The 20,891-nt window shown below is 73.1% G+C and carries 14 protein-coding genes; 10 read left to right on the top strand and 4 right to left on the bottom strand.

What is annotated here, in order from left to right:
* The first annotated feature begins 4 nt into the window (after positions 1–4).
* From CG723_RS16510 to CG723_RS16485, 6 genes are all read left to right on the top strand, one after another.
* Positions 5–1,009, top strand: a complete 1,005-nt coding sequence (locus CG723_RS16510; protein ID WP_100594155.1) for a glutamate ABC transporter substrate-binding protein — start codon at positions 5–7, stop codon at positions 1,007–1,009.
* 83 nt (positions 1,010–1,092) lie between these two features.
* Complete coding sequence (locus CG723_RS16505; protein ID WP_100594154.1) at positions 1,093–2,409, top strand: hypothetical protein; 1,317 nt, start codon at positions 1,093–1,095, stop codon at positions 2,407–2,409.
* A complete protein-coding gene (locus CG723_RS16500; RefSeq protein ID WP_100594153.1) occupies positions 2,406–4,967 on the top strand; it encodes a serine/threonine-protein kinase in 2,562 nt (853 codons plus the stop codon). Before CG723_RS16505 ends, CG723_RS16500 begins: the two co-directional genes overlap by 4 nt.
* Before the next feature lie 4 nt (positions 4,968–4,971).
* The gene (locus CG723_RS16495; protein WP_199841789.1) at positions 4,972–6,297 is read left to right on the top strand and encodes a PP2C family serine/threonine-protein phosphatase; all 1,326 of its coding nucleotides are present in this window, start codon (positions 4,972–4,974) and stop codon (positions 6,295–6,297) included.
* An 80-nt stretch (positions 6,298–6,377) separates the two neighbouring features.
* On the top strand, positions 6,378–7,709 hold the full coding sequence (locus tag CG723_RS16490) for a vWA domain-containing protein (RefSeq protein WP_100594151.1): 1,332 nt from the start codon (positions 6,378–6,380) through the stop codon (positions 7,707–7,709).
* Positions 7,710–7,744: 35 nt separating this feature from the next.
* A complete protein-coding gene (locus CG723_RS16485) occupies positions 7,745–9,031 on the top strand; it encodes an FHA domain-containing protein (RefSeq protein ID WP_100594150.1) in 1,287 nt (428 codons plus the stop codon).
* 11 nt (positions 9,032–9,042) lie between these two features.
* Here CG723_RS16485 and CG723_RS16480 read toward each other — a convergent pair whose 3' ends face one another.
* Positions 9,043–10,029, bottom strand: a complete 987-nt coding sequence (locus tag CG723_RS16480) for a methyltransferase domain-containing protein (protein ID WP_100594149.1) — start codon at positions 10,027–10,029, stop codon at positions 9,043–9,045.
* A gap of 220 nt (positions 10,030–10,249) precedes the next feature.
* Here CG723_RS16480 and CG723_RS16475 point away from each other — a divergent pair, with 220 nt between their 5' ends.
* The 4 genes from CG723_RS16475 to CG723_RS16460 all read left to right on the top strand — a co-directional run bounded on the left by CG723_RS16475 (position 10,250) and on the right by CG723_RS16460 (position 17,979).
* Positions 10,250–10,654, top strand: a complete 405-nt coding sequence (locus tag CG723_RS16475; RefSeq protein ID WP_100594324.1) for a globin — start codon at positions 10,250–10,252, stop codon at positions 10,652–10,654.
* Positions 10,655–10,795: 141 nt separating this feature from the next.
* Entirely contained in the window at positions 10,796–14,155 is a 3,360-nt protein-coding gene (locus CG723_RS16470; RefSeq protein ID WP_100594148.1) for an FtsX-like permease family protein, read from the top strand.
* A 1-nt stretch (position 14,156) separates the two neighbouring features.
* Positions 14,157–16,931: an FtsX-like permease family protein gene (locus tag CG723_RS16465; RefSeq protein ID WP_100594147.1), complete on the top strand. Its 2,775-nt coding sequence runs from the start codon at positions 14,157–14,159 to the stop codon at positions 16,929–16,931.
* A 91-nt stretch (positions 16,932–17,022) separates the two neighbouring features.
* The gene (locus tag CG723_RS16460; RefSeq protein ID WP_100594146.1) at positions 17,023–17,979 is read left to right on the top strand and encodes an ABC transporter ATP-binding protein; all 957 of its coding nucleotides are present in this window, start codon (positions 17,023–17,025) and stop codon (positions 17,977–17,979) included.
* Positions 17,980–18,018: 39 nt separating this feature from the next.
* Here the strand turns inward: CG723_RS16460 and CG723_RS16455 are convergent, their stop codons facing one another.
* From CG723_RS16455 to ettA, 3 genes are read right to left on the bottom strand one after another with little or no spacing between them, the layout of a single operon-like run.
* Positions 18,019–18,693 (bottom strand): hypothetical protein, encoded by a 675-nt coding sequence (locus CG723_RS16455; RefSeq protein WP_100594145.1) that lies wholly within the window; start codon positions 18,691–18,693, stop codon positions 18,019–18,021.
* The gene (locus tag CG723_RS16450) at positions 18,690–19,130 is read right to left on the bottom strand and encodes an acyl-CoA thioesterase (RefSeq protein ID WP_100594323.1); all 441 of its coding nucleotides are present in this window, start codon (positions 19,128–19,130) and stop codon (positions 18,690–18,692) included. The genes CG723_RS16455 and CG723_RS16450 overlap by 4 nt, the downstream gene beginning before the upstream one ends.
* Entirely contained in the window at positions 19,130–20,794 is a 1,665-nt protein-coding gene (gene ettA / locus CG723_RS16445; RefSeq protein ID WP_100594144.1) for an energy-dependent translational throttle protein EttA, read from the bottom strand. The genes CG723_RS16450 and ettA overlap by 1 nt, the downstream gene beginning before the upstream one ends.
* Between the last annotated feature and the right edge of the window lie 97 nt (positions 20,795–20,891).

Here is a 20,891-nt window from a genome sequence, read left to right as displayed (position 1 = left end):
AGCGATGAGCGCACGGCGTACGCGGATCAGCCTGCGCGGCTGGGGCGGTGTGGCGGCCATGGCGGTCGCCTGCGCCCTGACCGCGGTCTTCGCGCTGCTGCTCCCCCTGACCCGGGGCGCCGTCGGCGACGGCAGCACGGGCGTCGGCGGCCCCGGTCTGGCCACGGGCGTGCAGGCCAGAGCCGACGGCTGCACCGAACCTGAGCGCAGCCTCTCGCCGTCCGGGAGCGAGTCGGGGGCGGCGGTCAAGGCCATCAAGAAGCGCGGCTACCTCATCGTCGGCGTCGACCAGAACAGCTACCACTGGGGCTACCGCGACCCGAACAAGAAGTCCAGCGAGCTCGAGGGCTTCGACATCGACCTGGCGCACGAGATCGCCCAGAAGATCCTCGGCGACCGTGACCTGATCCGGTTCCGCGCGATCCCGACCAACCAGCGCATCCCGGCGATACAGCACGGGAACGTCGACATGGTCGTCCGCACGATGACGATCAGCTGCGAGCGGCTCAAGGACGTCGCCTTCTCCACGGCGTACTTCCAGACCGGGCAGCAGGTCCTTGCGCCCAAGACCTCCTCGATCACGGGGTACGACAAGTCGCTCGCGGGCAAGCGGATCTGCACGGCGGCCGGCTCGACCGCCTTCGACCGGCTCGACGCGGACCGGAAGGCGGGCACGCTGGCCCCCGGCGCCGACATCTCCACGACGGTGCCGAACCAGCTGGACTGCCTCGTCAGGCTGCAGCTCGGCGAGGTGGACGCCGTGGTCACGGACAGCGCGCTCGCCGCGGGTCAGGCCGCGCAGGACCCCACGGTCGAGCTGAAGGGTACGCCGTTCACCAAGGAGTTCTACGGCGTGGCGATGAAGCGGGGCACGGACGACCTGGTACGCCGGGTCAACCAGGTCCTGGAGGACTTCCGCAAGGACGGCGGCTGGCAGGACTCGTACGACGCGTGGCTCAAGGACGGTCTCGGCGCGGCCTCCGGGCCACCCGCACCGAAGTACAAGTAGTCCCGGCCGGGCGCTACTTGCGGCAACTGCACAGCGGCGGCCGACGGCGGCCGGCGGCAGCGATGTGAACGGAGAGGTGATCGATGGGCGTCACGGGACCCCCCGGTCCGGTGATGGACCGGGACGAGGTGGACCGTGCGCTGGCGCGGCTCGGCGCGGAGCACGAGGCGATCGAGACGTCACTGTTCGCCCTCCAGGACCACGCGGGCCGCAGACTCCTCGAAGGCGCGCGGCTGACCGGCACCACCCATGAGCGCTGGGCCGCCGCGGATCAGGCGATCACCCTGCTGTGGACGTACTTCGACGCGTACACGGCCGCCCTGCGCTCCGCCCGTGAGATACGGGCGCGGCGCCGCTGGTCGAGCCGTGAGGACCTCGTCGAGCTGACCGAGCTGCTTCGCGGCGAGAGCGTGACCGTCGCCGGAAGCGGGCCCTCCACGCCCGCGTCGCTCACCGGTCCCGCCCGGCTCAGCGACCGGTTCACGCTCGCCGACCTGGTCGAGCGGATGAACGACCTGTACGCGAGCTCGCTCGACATGGTGGTCGCCGCCGACGCCGTCTGGTCGGCGCTGCCCGCCCGCATAGACCTCCTCGCCGCCGAGCTGGGCCGCACACGTCAGCTCGCGCACTCCGTCGGCGTACGGCCGGGTGAGCACCCCTCGGGCGACGACCTGGAGCGGATCACGCACGCGCTGACGCGGCTGCGGGAGGACGTCGTGTCCGATCCGCTGGCGTACTGGCGTTCCGCACCCGGCAGTTCGGCGCCCGGCGGCGGCCGGCCCGACACGACGGCGTACGACCGTGAGGCGCAGGCGCTGGAGGAGGTGCGCCGCGAGATCGACGCGGTGCTGACCGTGCGGCAGGACGCGGAGGTCCGGCTCGGCAGGCTGCGGGACGTCCTCTCGCGCGCCGACCGCACGCTCGCCGAGGCGCGGTCCGCACGCGGCGAGGTCCTCGCCAAGATCGCCGCGTTCGAGGTGCCCGCGGTCAGCGGCCCGCCGACGGCGCTCCAGGAGCAGCTGGCGACGGCGGCCGAGTACCGCAGATCCGCCCAGTGGCACCGGCTCTCACCGCTTCTGGAGAGCCTGGAGACCAAGGCCGAGGACGAACTCCTGCGGGCGCGCGAGTCGTTGACGGAGGTCACACAGCCTTTGGCGGTCCGTGCCGAGCTGCGCGGCCGTCTCGACGCCTACAAGGCGAAGGTGGCGCGGCTCGGGTTCGCCGAGGACCCGCTGCTCGTGGAGCGTTACGACGCGGCCCGGCGGATGCTGTGGAGCGCGCCCTGCGATCTGCGCGCGGCCGAGGACGCGGTCCTGCGGTACCAGCGGGCGGCCGCCGACGTATTGGTCCCGCGGGTGCCCGAACAGGGCGGTCCCGCCGACCGGAGGGGGGAATCATGAGCGAGCAGCGGCAGTGCCAGCGTCCCGGGTGCGTGGGTTCGTACGAGGACATGGGCGGCGGCGAGCTGTACTGCGACACCTGCGGTCTGGCCCCGGTGGTCTCGCCGACGGGCATGGTGGGGTCGTCGCCGACGGGCATCACGGGCGGCGGCCGGGGTTCCAACAGCTCGAGTGCGCACAGCAGTTCGCGGTCGTCGCGGGCCAGCTCGCGCTCCTCGTCGCGCTCCTCGCAGTCGCGCCGGTCGGTCTCGGGCCGGCTGTCGCGCTCCCTGTCGGGGCAGTCGACGTCGCGGTCGGTGTCGGTGCGCAGTTCGGGCGCCTCGGCCGCCTCGTCGGGCCGCGGGCGCCTCGGCGTCGGCCTGGTCCAGGTGCCGGACGTACCGCGGCCCGACCCGCGGGCGATGGTGCAGGAGAACCCCGAGGTTCCCGAGCGGAAGCGATTCTGCTCGCGCTCGGACTGCGGGGCGCCGGTGGGCCGCGCGCGCGGTGAACGCCCGGGCCGCACGGAGGGGTTCTGCACGAAGTGCGGCCACCCGTACTCGTTCGTGCCGAAGCTGCGTACGGGCGACATCGTGCACGGCCAGTACGAGGTGGTGGGCTGCCTCGCGCACGGCGGGCTCGGCTGGGTCTATCTCGCCGTGGACCGCGCGGTCTCCGACCGCTGGGTCGTCCTCAAGGGCCTCCTCGACACGGGTGACCAGGACGCCATGGCGGCGGCGATCTCGGAGCGGCGCTTCCTCGCCGAGATCGAGCACGCGAACATCGTCCGCATCTACAACTTCGTCGAGCACCTCGACCAGCGCACCGGCTCCATGGACGGCTACATCGTCATGGAGTACGTAGGCGGCAAGTCCCTCAAGGAGATCGCCAACGGGCGCCGCACCCCGACCGGCAAGCGCGACCCGCTCCCGGTCGAGCAGGCCTGCGCGTTCGGGATCGAGGCGCTGGAGGCGCTCGGGCACCTGCACAGCCGCAACCTCCTGTACTGCGACTTCAAGGTCGACAACGCGATCCAGACGGAGGACCAGCTCAAGCTCATCGACATGGGCGCGGTCCGCAGGATGGACGACGACGAGTCGGCGATCTACGGGACCGTGGGCTACCAGGCGCCCGAGGTCGCGGACGTCGGCCCCTCGGTCGCCTCCGACCTGTACACGGTGGCGCGCACACTGGCCGTCCTGACCTTCGACTTCCAGGGCTACACGAACGTCTTCGCGGACTCCCTGCCCGACCCCGACAGCATCGAGGTCTTCCGCACGTACGAGTCGTTCTACCGGCTGCTCGTACGCGCCACCGACCCCGACCCCGCCCGCCGGTTCGCGTCCGCGCAGGAGATGGCGGAGCAGCTCACCGGCGTACTGCGCGAGGTCGTGGCCCTCCAGACGGGCCGTCCGCGGCCTGCGCTCTCGACGCTGTTCGGGCCCGAGGTCAAGGTCACGGACACGGAGTTGTTCGCGCAGCTGACGGGCGATGTGTCGCGGTTCGGGGTACGGGCGGAGCCGGTGCGACGGAAGGGACGGGGCGCCCTCGCACCCGCCGCAGCGCCGGGGAGCGCGGCCGCCGCGCTCCCCGGCGCCCCGGGTACCCCTGGCGCCCCCGCCTCGTTGGTGAAGCCCCTCAACGCCGCCGCCACCGCGCTCGCGCTCCCCGTGCCGAGGGTCGACCCGGGCGACCCGAACGCCGGGTTCCTCGCGGGGCTCATGGCGTCCGCGCCGGGCGAGCTCATCACCGCGCTGCGCGCCGCGCCGGCCACCTCCTTGGAGCTGCGCCTGCGCGAGCTGCGGGCCCGCCTCGAAATGGGTGAACTGGTCTCCGCCGCCCATGCGTTGGCGGAGCTGGAGGCGCAGCACCCGGACGACTGGCGTGTCGTCTGGTACCGCGGGGTCGCGGCGCTCGCGACCGGCGACCACACGAACGCGGCCCTGTCGTTCGACGCGATCTACGACGCGTTCCCGGGTGAGCCCGCCCCGAAGCTCGCGCTCGGCGTGTGCGCGGAGGTGCTCGGCCAGCTGGACAACGCGGCGGAGTACTACCGCCTCGTCTGGGCCACCGACCCCAGCTATGTGAGCGCCGCGTTCGGCCTGGCCCGGGTGCAGCTCGCCGCGGGCGACCGGCACGGTGCCGTGCACACCCTGGAGTCCGTACCGGAGTCGTCGATCCACTACACGGCGGCCCGGGTCGCCGCGGTGCGGGCCAGACTGCGGCAGCGGATGGCCGAGGCGGCCGCCGCGCACGGGCCGCTGCTCGACGACCTGACGGCCGCGGCGGGCCAGGTCGAGGCGCTGGACGGGTTCGGCCTCGACGCGGTGCGCCGGGAGCGGTTGTCCACCGAGGTCCTTGGCACGGCGCTCGACTGGGTACTCTCCGGTAGTCAAGGTTCCGCTCCACGCCAGGGACCCGTGAGGACCCTGGTGCTGGGGAACGATCTGGACGAGCGGGGGCTGCGTCTCGGCCTCGAGCGCTCGTACCGGACATTGGCCAGGCTCGCTCAGGTTGGCGAGGAGAGGATCGAACTGGTGGAGCGGGCGAACCGTTACCGTCCACGGACGTGGGTGTGAGTTGATGTCGCAGATGCCTCGGCCGACGGCCATGTCGACGTGCCCCAGCTGCGAGGAGCCCCTCGAGTCGGGTGACCGCTTCTGCGGCGCGTGCGGGTACGACCTGTCGGCGGTGCCGGCCCCGCCGGACGACCTGCCGGCGGTCACGCCGGCCGCGGACGGCGCGGTGCCGGCGGAGAATCCCGCCGTGGACTGGCCCTCCGCACCCGAGCTCGACAGCTCCGACACGCCGGCGCCCGTGCATCTGCCCACCGACCTCCAGGGCACCGACTCGGGCGGCTCCGAACTGCCGTCGGCCGTGCGCTTCGACGGGGTCCCCGAGCAGGCGGGTGAGTCCGCCGCCGGCGACTACACGCTGCCCGCCCCCGATCCCCGTACCGTGCCGCCCGAGTCGCTCGCGACCCCGCCCGCGGGCACGAAGCTCTGCGTGGCGTGCCGCGCCGGGCAGGTCGACCGGGACGGCTACTGCGAGAACTGCGGGCACGCGCAGCCGCGCGAGCGCGATCACATGGAGCAGGAGCTGGGCGCGGTCGCCGCGGTCAGCGACCGGGGGCTGCGCCACCACCGCAACGAGGACGCGTTCGCGATCGCGTCGGCCGCGCTGCCCGACGGGACGCCGTCCGTCGTCTCGATCGTCTGCGACGGCGTCTCCTCGGCGACCCGCCCCGACGAGGCGTCCCTCGCCGCGTCGCGCGCCGCGAGCGAGGCGCTCCTGGAGTCCCTGCCGCGCGGCACGCATCCGCAGCAGGCCATGCACGACGCGATCGTCGTGGCGGCCGAGGCGGTCAACACCCTGGCTCAGGAGCCCGGTTCGGCCCGTGAGCACGCCCCCCATCAGAACGCGCCCGCGTGCACGCTGGTCGGCGCGATCGTCGCCAAGGACCTGCTGATCGTCGGCTGGGTCGGCGACTCGCGCGCCTACTGGGTGCCCGACGACCGCACGGCCCCCGCGGCCCGCCTCACCGAGGACGACTCGTGGGCGGCGCAGATGGTCGCGGCGGGCCTGATGAACGAGGCGGAGGCGTACGCCGACGAGCGCGCCCACGCGATCACGGGCTGGCTCGGCGCGGACGCCTACGAACTGGAGCCGCACACGGCCTCGTTCAAGCCGGACCGTCCCGGAGTGGTCGTGGTGTGCACGGACGGGCTGTGGAACTACGCGGAAGCCGCGGAGGAGATGGCCAGGGTCATCCCGGCCGACGCGGCGCACCGTCCGCTGCACAGCGCCCAGGTCCTGGTGGGCCACGCGCTCGACGGCGGCGGGCACGACAACGTAACAGTGGCCGTGCTGCCGTTCCCTGTACCGCCCGCGGGGGCAGGATCGGCGTAGACCGGGCGGCGCGGGGAAGTCACCGGGTCGTCGGGGAAGTTCCACGTAGGTGCACGAAGGTGCAGGGGGGACCAACAACCATGGCCAAGTTCTCTAAGCCGAACGCTCCGCAGTTCTCGGTCGACGTCTACCAGAACGAGTTCCTGCCGGAGGGCGGCCGCGAGGTCAACGCGATCGTGACCGTGACGTCGACGGGCGGCGGCGCGGTGGCCGCTCCGCAGTTCTACGCCGCGGGCCGGGGGGCCGACGCGGCGGTCGCGCTGATGGTCGACTGCTCGGGCTCGATGGACTACCCGCCGACGAAGATGCGCAACGCCCGTGACGCCACCGCCGCCGCGATCGACACCCTGCGCGACGGTGTGCACTTCGCCGTGATCGGCGGGACGCATGTGGCGAAGGAGGTCTTCCCTGGAGGTGGCCGGCTCGCGGTCGCCGACGGGCAGACCCGCGACCAGGCCAAGCAGGCCCTGCGCAAGCTGTCCGCGGGCGGCGGCACCGCGATCGGCACCTGGCTGCGCCTCGCCGACCGGCTCCTGTCCGCCGCCGACGTGTCGATACGGCACGGCATCCTGCTGACCGACGGGCGCAACGAGCACGAGTCGCCCGAGGACCTGAAGGCCGCGCTCGACGCGTGCACGGGCCGCTTCACGTGCGACGCGCGCGGCGTGGGGACGGACTGGGAGGTCAAGGAGGTCACGGGGATCGCCTCGGCCATGCTCGGCAGCGCCGACATCGTCGCGGACCCGGCAGGCCTGGCCGCCGACTTCACGCGGATGATGGAGACGGCGATGGGCAAGGAGGTCGCGGACGTCGCGCTGCGGCTGTGGACGCCGCTCGGCGCCGAGATCAAGTTCGTGAAGCAAGTGGCGCCCACCGTCGAGGAGTTGACGGACCGTCGCCTCGAGGTGGGGCCCCGCGCGGGTGACTACCCGACGGGTTCGTGGGGCGACGAGTCCCGCGACTACCACGTCTGCGTCCAGGTCCCCAACGCCGAGCTCGGCCAGGAGATGCTGGCGGGCCGTGTCTCGCTGGTGATCCCGGGTGCCGACGGCGGCGTGCAGAACCTGGCGCAGGGACTCGTACGGGCCGTGTGGACGGACGACATGACGGCGTCCACGTCGATCAATCCGCAGGTCGCGCACTACACGGGTCAGGCGGAACTGGCACAGGTCATCCAGCAGGGTCTGGATGCCCGCAAAGCAGGCGATGCGGACGGGGCGACGGCCAAGCTGGGGCGCGCGGTGCAGCTCGCCGCGGCCTCCGGGAACGCGGATACGGCCAAACTGCTCTCGAAGGTGGTGGACGTGGTCGACGCCGCGGAAGGTACTGTTCGATTGAAGGCCAAGGTCGCCGAGGCTGACGAAATGACCCTCGAGACCCGGTCCACGAAGACTGTCCGTGTCAAGAAGTGATGACGTAGCGAAGTAACGGAGGGGGAAGCGCCGACATGCCGACCTGCCCGAACGGACACCAGTCGGGTTCCGACGACTGGTGCGAGGTCTGCGGTCACCGCATGGCCGGTGCCGTACCCCCGCCCCCTCCGCCGCCGCCCCCGGCCGCCGGTTACGGTTACCCCCAGGGTGGCCAGACCCCGCCTCCCGGCTACGGCTACCCGCCGCCGGCCAACGCGGGGCAGTCCGCTCCGCCGCCGCCCGGCGCCGGCCCCGAGCTGTGCCCGCAGTGCCGCACGCCCCGTGAGGGCGGCGCGCCGTTCTGCGAGGAGTGCCGGTGGAACTTCCTGACGAACACGGCCACGTCCTACACGCCGGCCGCGCCGAACCCGCCGATGCCCGGCCCCGGTCAAGGTCCCGGCCAGGGGCCCGTCGGCCCGAACCCGGCGCTCCGCTTCCAGCAGCAGCCGCCCGGTCCCGGTGACTCGTTCGAGTACCAGGGCTCACGGCCCTCGCAGATGAACCGGCCCGCCGAGCCGATCCCGCCGTTCGGCGGCGACGCGGCGCAGGGCCCGCCGCCCCCGCCGGGTCCCCGCACGGGTGGCGCCCCGCAGGCATTCCAGCAGCCAGGTCCGCCGGCGGCCCCGCAGGCATTCCAGCAGCCGGGTCCGCCCGCGGCCCCGCAGGCATTCCAGCAGCCGGGTCCGCCCGCCCCGCCCGCGTTCCCGCAGGAGACCGGCCGCCCGCAGGGTCCCCCGGGTCCCTCGGGTCCGTCCTTCGGCGGCGGTGACGACTGGGTGCTCTCACCCCCGTCGGCCCCGGCGCAGCAGGGTCCGGGTCCCGGTGCGACCGAGGCGCCGGGCGGCCCGCAGGGCTTCCCGCCGCCGCAGCAGACCCAGGCCCCTCAGGCGCCCCAGGGTTTCCAGCAGCAGCAGCCGGTTTCCTGGAGCGCGACGATCGGCCCGGACCGTGAGTACTTCATGGCGATGATGCACCGCAGCGGGCCCGAGGCCTCGGGCCTGAACCTGCCCGCGTACTCGCCCGAGCAGCAGCGCCGGCTCACCGGGAACCAGCTGACGATCGGCCGTCGCCGCCACTCCACGGGCGACACCCCCGACATCGATCTGTCGGTGCCGCCGGAGGACCCGGGCGTCTCGCATCAGCACGCGGTGCTGGTACAGCAACCGGACGGATCATGGGCGGTCGTCGACCAGAACTCGACGAACGGCACCACGGTCAACGGCGGCGACGAGCCCATCCAGCCCTTCGTCCCCGTGCCGCTCCAGGACGGCGACCGGGTGCACGTGGGCGCCTGGACGACGATCACGATCCACCGGGGCTAGCCCCTCTGCGTCTACATCCGGTCCGGCCGCAGTGACCAGGCGTACGGCCCTTCGGGGTCGTCCAGCCAGGCCCACTCGAGCTCGCCGCTGACCGTGATGCCGAACCGTTCCCGCACGGGCCGTCCCTCCCGCTCCCACAGGGCGAGGGCCTCGTGCGGGTCGAGCCGGCCCGCGGTCAGCGAGAGCAGGAACCGGAACAGCTCGTCGGCGAGGACCCTGCGGGGCAGCCCGCCGATGTGCTGCACCGGTTCCTCGCCCTGCGTCCCGCCGCGCAGGGGCACGAAGTAGGCGGGCGTGTGCAGGAAGCGGCCCTCGGCGTGGCCGGCCTCGCGCACCGTGAGCAGGATCAGACCGGTCGCGAGGGGCGCCAGGATGCGCGCCCCCGGCCGGCACTGCGCGGGCCAGGCGCTGGGCACGGCCCGCAGCGCGCAGGTCGCGATGATCCGGTCGTACGGGGCGTGCTCGGGGCAGCCGGTCGCACCGTCGCCCGTGACGACGGCGGGCCGGAAGCCCGCCGCGGCGAGGTGCCGGCGCGCGGTCTCGGTGATCTCCGGGTCCAGATCTACCGTGGTGACGTTCTCGTCGCCTGCGCGGCGGGCGAGCAGCGCGGCGTTGTAGCCGGTGCCCGCGCCGATCTCCAGGACGCGGTCCCCTTCGTGTACGTCCAGCTCGATGAGCATCCGTGCCATCAGGGACGGCTGGCTGCTGGACGAGACCAGTTCCCCGTCGCGGACCCGGGTGGCGAGCGGCTCGTCGGCGTAGGCGCCGCGCAGCCAGCGCTCCCGCTGCCGCGGGTCGGGGTCCTCGCGCCACAGCCGCCGATAGCCGGTCGGCGCCGGAAGGTAGTAGTAGGGCACGAACACATGGCGCGGGACCTGCTCGAACACCTCGCGCCAGGCCGGGTCGCCGTCGAAGGCCCCGCTCACGGCGATCTCCCGCACGAGCGCGGCCCGCGCCGCCTCGGCTCCCGCCTCCGGGTCCGTGCCTTGTGCGCCCATACGTCCACTGTGCTGTGCCTGGGGCGTAAGAGCGAGCCCCCGTCCGGGGTGTACTCCGGTGCTGGAAGGGCAAGGCCGGCGGGCAGGGCCTAAGCCTCAAGTCCTCGTCCCGGTCGTCTGAGACGATGGACACGTGCTGCACTTCCCGGGGGACCACCCCGGGACCCCCGGCCGGAATGGCATCGGGGTGACCCGAGCGAGAGTTGTGAGGCCCACCGACGTGACCGAGATTCCGCGCGGCACGCTTCAGGAGCAGACCTTCTACGAGCAGGTCGGCGGCGAGGAGACCTTCCGGCGCCTGGTCCGCCGCTTCTACGAGGGGGTCGCCCAGGACCCGCTGCTGCGGCCGATGTACCCGGAGGAGGATCTGGGTCCGGCCGAGGAGCGCCTCACGCTGTTCCTGATGCAGTACTGGGGCGGTCCCCGCACCTACAGCGACAACCGGGGCCACCCGCGTCTGCGGATGCGGCACGCGCCGTTCTCCGTGGACCGGGCGGCGCACGACGCGTGGCTGCGGCACATGCGGACCGCGGTCGACGAGCTCGGCCTGTCCGAGGAGCACGAGCACACGCTCTGGAACTACCTGACGTATGCCGCGGCTTCGATGGTGAACACGGCGGGCTGATACGCCGCTGTCCGATGCGCCGTTATCCGATGTGGCGCCGCCGATATCCGGTTCAAACCCCTTCCCCAACTCCGTTCGCTCTGAAAGCATCCGGACAGACTTTCGGGGGATGTGCGGCGCAGAGCGGGTACGGGGGCAGGGGTGTCGGGATTTGTCCTACTCAGGGTGCGCGCGCACCGGTTGCTCCTGACCGCTGCGCTTCTCGCGGTCCTGCTGACGACGTCCGTTCTCGCGATGCTCAGCGCTTTCTCGGGCGCGATCGGTGACGCCGCTCTGCGGAACAGCCTGCGCACTCGCGACGCCGCGACCACGGCGCTGACGGTCAAGGCCGATGTGCCCGCCGAGGGCCGCGAGGCGGCGGACGCCGCGGTCCGCTCGGGAGCGCGGGACATCTTCGGCGGGCTGCCGGTGAGCGTGCAGACGCTGATGAGGTCGGGCCCGTACGCGCTGCCGCGCTCGCTCCAGCCGCCGGCCGCCCGCTCCGGGAACCCCGACCTGACCCAGTTCGCGGCGCTGGAGCGCGGCGAGGTCCGCATCACGAAGGGCCGCGCCCCCAAGGCGGCGCAAGGATCCACGGCGCCACACGGATCCAGGGCGCCCGTCGAGGCTGCGCTCCCCGAGGCCGCCGCCCGGCAGCTGAAGCTGCACCCCGGCGACAAGCTCACGCTGAAGGACCGCCTCGGCGGCCCCACGGTGTCGGTCGTGTTCACCGGCGTGTACCGGCCCGTCCGGCCGACCGCCCCCTACTGGAAGCTCGACGACCTCGGCGGCCGCGGCATCCAGAAGATCTCCTTCACGACGTACGGGCCCCTGCTCACCGCCCCCTCCGTCCTCGCGGCCGGCCGGGTCTCCGCCGGGAAGTCGGCCTGGCTGGCGTCCGCCGACTTCTCGTCGGTGACGACGGCGGACATCGACGCGCTGCGCACCGGCGCCCGCGAAGGCACCAAGGCGCTCCTGCGCGAGAAGGCGCTCGCCGGCACGACCGGGGTGAACACCTCGCTGCCGGAGACCCTCGACCGGGCGGAGCGCGCCCTGCTCGTCTCCCGCTCCACCCTCCTCATCGTCGCGCTCCAGCTCGTCCTGCTCGCCACGTACACGCTGCTCCTGGTCGCCCGGCTGCTGAGCACGGACCGGGCAGGCGAGACGTGGATGCTGCGGGCGCGCGGCGGTTCGCGGGCCCGGGTGACCTCGCTCGCGGCGATCGAGGCGCTGCTGCTCGCGCTGCCCGCGGCCGTGTGCGCGCCGCTCCTCGCGGGCCCGCTGATCCGGCTGCTGTCCTCCTGGGGTGCCCTGTCGCGGATCGGGCTGCGGCTCGACGTCGAGGCCGGCCGCGGGGTGTGGCTCGTCGCCCTGGCGGTCGCGGTGGGCTGCGCGCTCGCCGTGACGGTGCCCTCGCTGAGCGCCGCAGGTCCCGGGCGCGGCCGCGCCAGGTCGCTGCCGGCGCCGCTGCGGGCGGGCGCCGACGTGGGCCTCCTGGTCATCGCGGCCGTGGCGTACTGGCAGTTGGACCGGCAGACGTCCGGTTCGGGCGCGCTCAGCAGCAACACCTCGGGCACCCTCGGCATCGACCCGCTCCTCGTCACGGCCCCCGCCCTGGCCCTGCTCGCCGGTACGGTCCTGACGCTGCGGCTGCTGCCGCCCGCCGCGAGGCTCGCGGAGCGCCGCGCGGCCGGCGGGCGCGGACTGCCGGCGGCGCTCGCGGGCTGGCAGTTCAGCCGCCGCCCGCTGCGCGGCGCGGGCCCCGTCCTGCTCCTCGTACTCGCGGTCGCCATGGGCATGTTGGCGATCGGGCAGGGAGCGTCCTGGAACCGCTCGCAGGAGGACCAGGCGGACTTCCGGGCGGGCGCCTCCCTCCGCGTCCTCGCCCCGGGAGGCGGGCTCGGCCAGGCCGGGGTCTACGCGGCGGCTCCCGGCGTACGGGACGCGGCGCCCGCCGTGCGCGCCACGATGCCCCTGAGCGGAGGCCGGGAAGCGACGCTCCTGGCCCTCGACACGGCGCACGCCACGGACCACTTGATGCTGCGCGACGACCTGTCGGAGAAGTCCCCTTCGCGGCTGCTGTCATCGCTGCGCACCGGCGGCCACGACCGCTCCCCCGGCGTCCTTCTGCCCGCCGACGCGACCGGCGCCTCCCTCACCTTGCGCCTGAGCACGCCCGCCCGTCCGCACGACGCCTCGCCGTCCGATGTGAAGGGCAGCGTCACCGCGACCGTCGAGGACCGCTACGGAATCCCGTACCAGCTGTTCCTGGACGACCTGCCCGCCGACGGGCGCGCGCATCGGCTCGCCATGAGCCTCGGCGGGGGCGGCTCCATCTCCCTCGAACGGCCCGCGACCCCGCTGACCCTGACCGGCCTGGCCCTCGACATCGACCAGCCCGTCACCACGACGGTGAAGCACCGCCTGACGTTCGAGGGACTGCGGTCCGTGAACGCGGCAGGGGCGCAGCAGTCGCTGAAGCTGGGCACGCGGTGGCGGGCGACCGCGCAGGGAGGCTCGGAAGAAGACGGTGGCACCCGGCCCGGCGCCCCGGTGCTCGAACGGCGGTCGGACGGCCAGGTGTCCGTCGGGTTCGACACCGGGCGGCTCAATCCGCTGACCATCCCGTTCGGGGCGCCGCCCAGCATGAGCGTCCGGCTCACCGCGAAGCGACCCGCGGTCAAGGAGGTCACGGCCGTGGCCACCGACCGCTTCCTGCGCTCGTCCGGCGCGAAGGTCGGGTCCACCGTCGCGGTCCCCGTCAGCGGCTCGCCCCTCAAGGTCCGGATCTCGGCGAGCGTACGCGCCCTGCCGACCACGGGACCCGAGGCCGGGGCCGACACCACGGCCGGGACGGACGCCGGCCCCAAGGCCGCCGACGGGGGCGCCCTGTTGCTCGATCTGCGCGCCCTGAACCGAGCGCTCACCGACCGGCACAAGGAGCCCGCCCTGCCCGGCGAGTGGTGGCTGAGCACCGAGCCCGGCCGCAGTGCCGAGGCCGCCGCCGCGCTGCGCGCCCGCCCCGACGCCGAGCCGGCGCAGGTCGTCGTGCGGTCCGAGATCGCCGAGTCGCTGCGCGACGACCCGCTCGGCGCGGGACCGCAGTCGGCGCTCGCCGCGGCCGCCGTCGCCGCCGCTCTCCTCGCCGCGGTCGGGTTCGCCGTCAACACCGCGGGTTCGATGCGCGAGCGCGGCAACGAGTTCGCGATCCTGCGGGCGCTCGGCGCGCCCCGGCGCCGGCTCGCCCGCCTCGTCGCCGCCGAGCAGGGCATCCTGGTCGCGCTCGCCCTCCTGGTGGGACTGGCCCTCGGGACGTTTCTCACGAGAGCCGTCGTGCCGCTCGTCGTACTGACCGGGCAGGCCATCCAGCCGATGCCCCGGGTCCTGGTCGAACTGCCGTGGGGACAGGTCCTGTTGCTCCTCGCAGGCGTCGCGGTGACGCCCGCCCTGATCACCGCGGGCCTCGCCCTGCGCCGGCCGCCGGACGCCGCCATCACACTGCGCCGCCAGGGGAGTGAGTGACATGACGCCACCGACCGTCGCCCCCTGGGTGCGCACCCGTCTGCGCACCGCGCCCGGCGCCTCCTGGGCGCTCGCGCTCCTGGTCGCCCTCACGTCCTTCCTGGCCGCCGTGTTCCCGCGGGCCGTCGAGGACTACGAGGACGCGGGCCTGCGCCACGCGGTCTCGGCCGAGGCGCCCCCGCGCACCGTCCTCACGCTCACCGCGGAGGCCGGCTCCGAACAGGAGTCGGTCGCTCGGGACGAGATGATGCGCTCCGAGTCCATGAACACCGCGTACGAGGACGTCCTCGACTCCCTGCGCGCGCCGCTCGCCGTGGACAGGGCGCAGTCCTCGTACGGGCTGCGCACCACCACGCTGCTGAAGGCGGCCACCGACAGGTGGCTGCCGCGGCCCGACGGGCTGCCCGCCGAGTTCACCCTCTCCGCGCAGAGCGGCCTCGCCCGGCACAGCACGGTCGCGGCGGGGCGGCTGCCGCGCGCGGCGGGCGAGGTCACCTGGGAGACGACCGAGGTGGAGGGCGCGGTGACGGCCGCGACCGCGAAGGCGCTGCACATCAAGCCCGGTTCGGTGATCCATGTGCCCGCCGTGATGAAGGGCTACGTGTCCGTGCGCATCACCGGTGTCCTCAAGGTACGGGACCCCAAGGCGTCGTACTGGGCGGCCGCTCCGGCCCTCGCCGCCCCGTCGCTGCACCAGACCCAGGGGAGACCTCCGTCGGATTTCTGGGTCGGCGGGCTCCTCCTCGCGCCCGACGCGGCGCCCGCGCTGCTCGGCACGGCCGGCGACCCCGAGCGATTCTGGCAGCTGGCGCCCGACCTGGGCTCCCTCGATGCGCGCACCATGCCCGCCCTCAAGTCGGCTCTCGCCTATACGGAGAACGGCCCGGGTCTGCTCGCGGTGCGCGTGGCCACGGGCGGCGACACCGAGGTCGCCACGGGACTCGACGAGTTCATCACCGGCTACCAGGAACTGCGGTCCCGCATCGGCCCGGTCGTCTCCGTCGCCGCGTACGGCACCGGCACGGTCGCGTGCATCGTGCTCCTGATGGCGGGTGGCCTGGCCGCCGAGCGGCGCCGTGCCGAGTTCACCGTCCTGCGTTCGCGCGGCGGTTCGGTGCGCGGGCTCGCCGGGCGGCTGCTCGCCGAGACGGCGGTCGTGGCGGTGCCCGCGGGCGCCGCCGGACTCGCGCTCGCGCTGGTCGCGGTCCGGCACGGCCGCTGGCAGCCCGCCGTGCTCGCGGTCGCCGGGGCCGTCTTGCTCACGTGCCTCGCGCTGCCCCTGCGAGCCGCCGCCGCGCACCGCCGCGTCCAGGTGGGCGGCGCGCGCGACGACCTCGCCCACGCCCGCCCCTCGCGCCGCCGCACGGTAGCCGAACTCACCCTGCTCGTCCTGGCCGTCGCGTCCATCGTGGCGCTGCGCCGCCGGGGGACGGCCGACGGCGGGGACAGCCTGGTCGCGCTCGCGCCGGTCCTGGTCGGGGTCGTCGCCGCGTTCGTCCTCGTGCGCGTGTATCCGCTGCCGCTGCGCTGGCTGGCCCGCCCGGCAGGCCGGCTGCGCGGCGTCGTCGGTTATCTGTCGCTCGCGAGGACGGGCCGCGCGACGGCCGGTGCCGGTACGGCGGTTCTCCCGCTGCTCGCGCTGCTCACGGCGCTGACGACGGCCGCGTTCGGCGGTTCGGTCCTCTCGGGGATCGATCACGAGCGGGACCGGGCGGCGGTCCTCGCGACCGGGGCGGACGCCCGCGTCGAGTCCGGCTCCGCGCTGCCCACCGCCCTCACCGGACAGGTCAGGAAGATCCCCGGGGTGCGGGACGTGTCGCCGCTCACGCTGCGGTACGACGCCGAGCCGAAGGACGGCCGGCGTCAGGTTCCGCTCGCGGCCGTGGACACCGCGTCGTACGCGCGCCTGGCCGCCCGTACGGACCTCGGGGCGTTCCCCGCCGGAGCCCTGACGACGAACGCCGCGCGGCCCGGCACCGCCGCGTCCCCGCTCCCCGTACTGGCCTCCCCCTCGATGCGGGACGTCTTCGGGACCGGGCCGTTCTCGCTGTTGATGGACGGCGAGGACATCGTGCTGCGCGTCTCCGCGGTCCGTACGACCACGCCCGCGCTGTCCGACGACTTCCTGGTGGTCGACCGGGCGGCCCTGGCCCGCCGGGTCGGTGTCGACCAGAAGGCCAACCAGGGCATCGCACCCCGCTACCTCCCCACCTCCCTCCTCGTCACCGGCGACCACATCGACGGGCCCGCCCTGCGCAAGGCCGCGGGCTCCGAGGTGTCGGTGCGGCTGCGCGCCACCGAACGCGCCCGGTACGTCGACTCGCCCCTCCAGACCGGCGCCGCCCGCGTCTACTCGGCGGCCGTCGTCATCGGCGCGGGGTACGCGGCCCTGACCCTGCTTCTCGCCCTGGCACGCGCTGCCCCCGAACGCACCGCGCTCCTCGCGCGCCTGCGCACCATGGGCCTCACCCGCCGGCAGGCCCGCCGCCTCCTGATCCTCGAAGCGCTCCCCCAGGCCGTGCTCGCCGCGGCGGGCGGCGCCCTCACGGGGTGGGCCGCGATCCGGCTCCTCGCGCCGGGCCTCGACCTGACGGGGCTGGCCCTGGCGTCGGCGGGCGGCGGGGGCCCGGTGGCACAGCTGCGCACCGACGCCCTGTCGCTCCTGCTGCCCGCGCTGTGCGTCGTCCTGCTCGCCACGGCCGTGGCGGCCGGTCAGGCCTGGTGGACCGGACGGCGGGGATTCGTACGGGAGTTGAGAGCGGGGGAAACGTCATGAACCGATGCGGGCGGCCGGCATACGACCACGGCCTCACGGCAGCAACAGGATCAGCCACGGCGAGGGCCGAAGGGACACCGGGAGAGACCTCATGACCACCACGGACCCCACCCTCGCCGATCTCGAACGGCGCGCCGCGGACCGCCGCGACCAGCCCGCGTACGGCCATGACGCCCTGATCACCTGCGACCGGCTGGTGCGGATCTTCTCCACCGACGGCGTCGAGGTACAGGCGCTCCAGGGGCTCGATCTCCTGGTGCGCGAGGGCGAGTTGATGGCTCTCGTCGGCGCGTCGGGCAGCGGCAAGTCGACGCTGATGAACATCCTCGCGGGGCTCGACGAGCCGACGGCGGGAGCGGCGAAGGTCGCGGGCTGCGACCTGCTCACGATGGGCGCGAAGGAGCGCCTGCGCTACCGCAGGGACATCGTCGGCTTCGTCTGGCAGCAGACGGCCCGCAATCTGCTCCCCTATCTGACGGCAGCCCAGAATGTGGCGCTCCCGATGCAGTTGAGGGGCGGCACCAAGCGCTCGCACAAGTCCCGGCGGGCCGTGGAACTCCTCGATCTGCTGGGCGTCGGCGACTGTCGCGACCGGCGTCCGCAGGCGCTGTCGGGCGGCCAGCAGCAGCGCGTCGCCATCGCGGTGGCGCTCGCGAACGAGCCGTCGGTCCTGCTCGCCGACGAACCGACCGGCGAGCTGGACTCCCACACGGGCGAGCAGATCTTCGCCGCGTTCCGCACGGCGAACGAGGAGCTGGGCACGACCATCGTGATCGTCACGCACGACCAGACCGTCGCCTCCGAGGTCCGCCGCACCGTCGCCATCCGCGACGGCCGCACCTCGACGGAGGTCCTGCGCCGCACGGAGGTCGACGCGGCGACGGGCCAGGAGTCCCTGATCTCGCGGGAGTACGCGATGCTCGACCGTGCGGGCAGGCTCCAGCTCCCCGCGGACCACACGCGGGCGCTGGGGATGCGGGACCGGGTGCTCCTGGAGCTGGAGGAGGACCACATCGGGGTGTGGCCGGACGACACCGAGCCGGGCTGATCCTGATCCGAACCGGGAGGCAGGTGTCTAGCGCGGCCGTCAGACGGGCGACACGGAGAGGCCGGAGATCCCGTTGCTGCGCCGCAGCGCCACGGAGCCGTAGGCCGTGCGCAGCCGCAGCCACGAGCCGCTGCTGAGAAGGTCGAGCGCGTCCCCGCGGAGGAATCCGAGGGACTGGGCCGCGTGGGCGGCCCGCACCGGAACCCCGGTGTCGCCGATGGTCCGCGACCAGATCTCGTGCCCGGTCCGGTCCAGTTCGGCGCGCGTGCGCGCATCGGGAGCCAGCTCGTCGACCCGCGCCTTGAACTCTGCGACCGCGGCCCGTACGAGCCCGCGTACGACGTCCACGTCCGGGAAGCCGGGAACCAGCTCCCAGCCGCCGCGCGGGGGCAGGACACCGGCCCACGGAGGACCGGTCACCGCGGCGGGCACGCGCGCGCTCCCGGCCCGCTCGTCGATCGACTCGAGCAGCTCACCGGCCGACACGGTCACGTCCAGCGAGCTGTCGAGCCCGTACTCGTACGGCTTCAGGAGGCGCGCCGTGCGGATCGCGAGCACCTCGAACGACGGCGGCCGACCGAAGACGGCAAGCGCCTGTCCGCCCGCCTGGAGCCGCACGGCGGCGGCCCGGTCGTAGTGCACGAGCCGGCCGAGGAAGGCGGCGAGGTCCGCCCCTTCCCCGGCGTCGGCGAAGTGCAGCACGGGTGCCGTCATGCGGCCAGCGCCCCCGAGCCGCTGTCGGCGCTGTCGTCCATGTACTCCTTGAGGTACGCCTTCTCCTCGGCGGTGATCCGCCGGGGCCGCTGCGCCTCCAGGTTGAACGGCACGACCACGGTCGAGGCCCGCACGTAGAGCTGGTCCTCGTCCTTGATCTCGTACGCGATCGTGAGCGATGCGGCGCTGATCTTCGTCACCCACGACTCGATGGTGACCGGCGTGTGTCGGTGCACCAGCGGGCGTACGTAGTCGATCTCATGGCGGGCCACGACGGACCCGCCGGAGAACGACGGCGACCCGTCCCCGGGCGCCAGCTGGAACATGAAGTCGATCCGCGCTTCTTCCAAGTACCGCACGAAGACAGCGTTGTTGACATGCCCGAAGGCATCCATGTCCGACCAGCGCAGGGGGCAGGCGTAGATGTGACGCACGATCAGCCTCGCGTCAGCTTCTTGTACGTGGCACGGTGCGGGCGCGCGGCGTCCGCGCCGAGGCGCTCGACCTTGTTCTTCTCGTACGACTCGAAGTTGCCCTCGAACCAGTACCACTTGGAGTCACCCTCGTAGGCGAGGATGTGCGTGGCGACCCGGTCCAGGAACCAGCGGTCGTGGGAGATGACCACGGCCGCACCCGGGAACTCGAGGAGCGCGTTCTCGAGCGACGACAGGGTCTCGACGTCGAGGTCGTTCGTCGGCTCGTCGAGGAGCAGCAGGTTGCCGCCCTCCTTGAGCGTCAGGGCGAGGTTGAGGCGGTTGCGCTCACCGCCGGACAGGACGCCGGCCGGCTTCTGCTGGTCCGGGCCCTTGAAGCCGAAGGCGCTGACGTACGCGCGCGACGGCATCTCGACCTGGCCGACGTTGATGTAGTCGAGCTCGTCCGACACGACGGCCCAGAGGGTCTTCTTGGCGTCGATGTTGGCGCGGCTCTGGTCGACGTAGGAGATCTTGACCGTGTCGCCGACCTTGATCGAGCCGTTGTCCGGCGTCTCGAGGCCCTGGATCATCTTGAACAGCGTGGTCTTGCCCGCGCCGTTCGGACCGATGACGCCGACGATGCCGTTGCGCGGCAGCGTGAACGACAGGTCGTCGATGAGGACCTTGTCGCCGAAGGCCTTGGAGAGGTTCTCGACCTCGACGACGATGCTGCCCAGGCGCGGGCCCGGCGGGATCTGGATCTCCTCGAAGTCCAGCTTCCGCATCTTGTCCGCCTCGGCGGCCATCTCCTCGTAGCGGGCGAGACGGGCCTTGGACTTGGTCTGGCGCCCCTTGGCGTTGGACCGCACCCACTCGAGCTCTTCCTTGAGCCGCTTGGCGCGCTTCTCGTCCTTGCGGCCCTCGACCTTGAGGCGCGTGGCCTTCTTGTCGAGGTACGTCGAGTAGTTGCCCTCGTAGGGGAGCGCGCGGCCGCGGTCCAGCTCGAGGATCCACTCGGCGACGTTGTTGAGGAAGTAGCGGTCGTGGGTCACGGCGACCACGGCGCCCGCGTACTTGGAGAGGTGCTGCTCCAGCCAGTTCACCGACTCGGCGTCGAGGTGGTTGGTGGGCTCGTCGAGGAGCAGCAGGTCGGGGGCCTCGATGAGGAGCTTGCACAGCGCCACGCGGCGCTTCTCGCCACCGGAGAGGTTGTTGACGGGCCAGTCGCCGGGCGGGCAGCCCAGGGCGTCCATGGCCTGCTCGAGCTGCGCGTCCAGGTCCCACGCGTTGGCGTGGTCCAGGTCCTCCTGGAGCCTGCCCATCTCCTCGAGGAGGGCGTCCGAGTAGTCGGTCGCCATGAGCTCCGCGACCTCGTTGAAGCGGTGGAGCTTCTTCATGGTGTCGGCGGCGCCGTCCTGCACGTTCTCCAGGACCGTCTTCGACTCGTCGAGCTGCGGCTCCTGCATGAGGATGCCGACGCTGAACCCGGGCGAGAGGTAGGCCTCGCCGTTCGACGGCTGCTCGAGGCCCGCCATGATCTTCAGCACCGTGGACTTACCGGCACCGTTGGGACCCACGACACCGATCTTCGCGCCGGGCAGGAAGTTCAGGGTGACGTCATCCAGAATCACCTTGTCGCCGTGCGCCTTGCGCGTCTTGCGCATGGTGTAGATGAACTCAGCCAAGAGAAACCGTCCGGCAATCGATGTGTGGGCAGATACACCCCATCTTGCCTGACCGCCACCCCCGGATGGAAACCGCGTGGTGTGCGTCACTGTTGGT

Source organism: Streptomyces sp. CB01635, from assembly GCF_002803065.1.
Taxonomy (GTDB): Bacteria; Actinomycetota; Actinomycetes; order Streptomycetales; family Streptomycetaceae; genus Streptomyces.
Note: the sequence above shows the minus strand (reverse complement) of the source record. Positions and strands in the feature narration are given on the sequence as shown.

What these genes read in the sequence shown, in the direction of transcription:
- CG723_RS16485 (WP_100594150.1), top strand. Translation starts at nt 7,745, where the DNA reads ATGCCGACCTGCCCGAACGGACACCAGTCGGGTTCCGACGACTGGTGC.
- CG723_RS16480 (WP_100594149.1), bottom strand. Translation starts at nt 10,029, where the DNA reads ATGGGCGCACAAGGCACGGACCCGGAGGCGGGAGCCGAGGCGGCGCGG.
- CG723_RS16500 (WP_100594153.1), top strand. Translation starts at nt 2,406, where the DNA reads ATGAGCGAGCAGCGGCAGTGCCAGCGTCCCGGGTGCGTGGGTTCGTAC.
- CG723_RS16495 (WP_199841789.1), top strand. Translation starts at nt 4,972, where the DNA reads ATGTCGCAGATGCCTCGGCCGACGGCCATGTCGACGTGCCCCAGCTGC.
- CG723_RS16460 (WP_100594146.1), top strand. Translation starts at nt 17,023, where the DNA reads ATGACCACCACGGACCCCACCCTCGCCGATCTCGAACGGCGCGCCGCG.
- CG723_RS16465 (WP_100594147.1), top strand. Translation starts at nt 14,157, where the DNA reads ATGACGCCACCGACCGTCGCCCCCTGGGTGCGCACCCGTCTGCGCACC.
- CG723_RS16510 (WP_100594155.1), top strand. Translation starts at nt 5, where the DNA reads ATGAGCGCACGGCGTACGCGGATCAGCCTGCGCGGCTGGGGCGGTGTG.
- CG723_RS16455 (WP_100594145.1), bottom strand. Translation starts at nt 18,693, where the DNA reads ATGACGGCACCCGTGCTGCACTTCGCCGACGCCGGGGAAGGGGCGGAC.
- CG723_RS16490 (WP_100594151.1), top strand. Translation starts at nt 6,378, where the DNA reads ATGGCCAAGTTCTCTAAGCCGAACGCTCCGCAGTTCTCGGTCGACGTC.
- CG723_RS16505 (WP_100594154.1), top strand. Translation starts at nt 1,093, where the DNA reads ATGGGCGTCACGGGACCCCCCGGTCCGGTGATGGACCGGGACGAGGTG.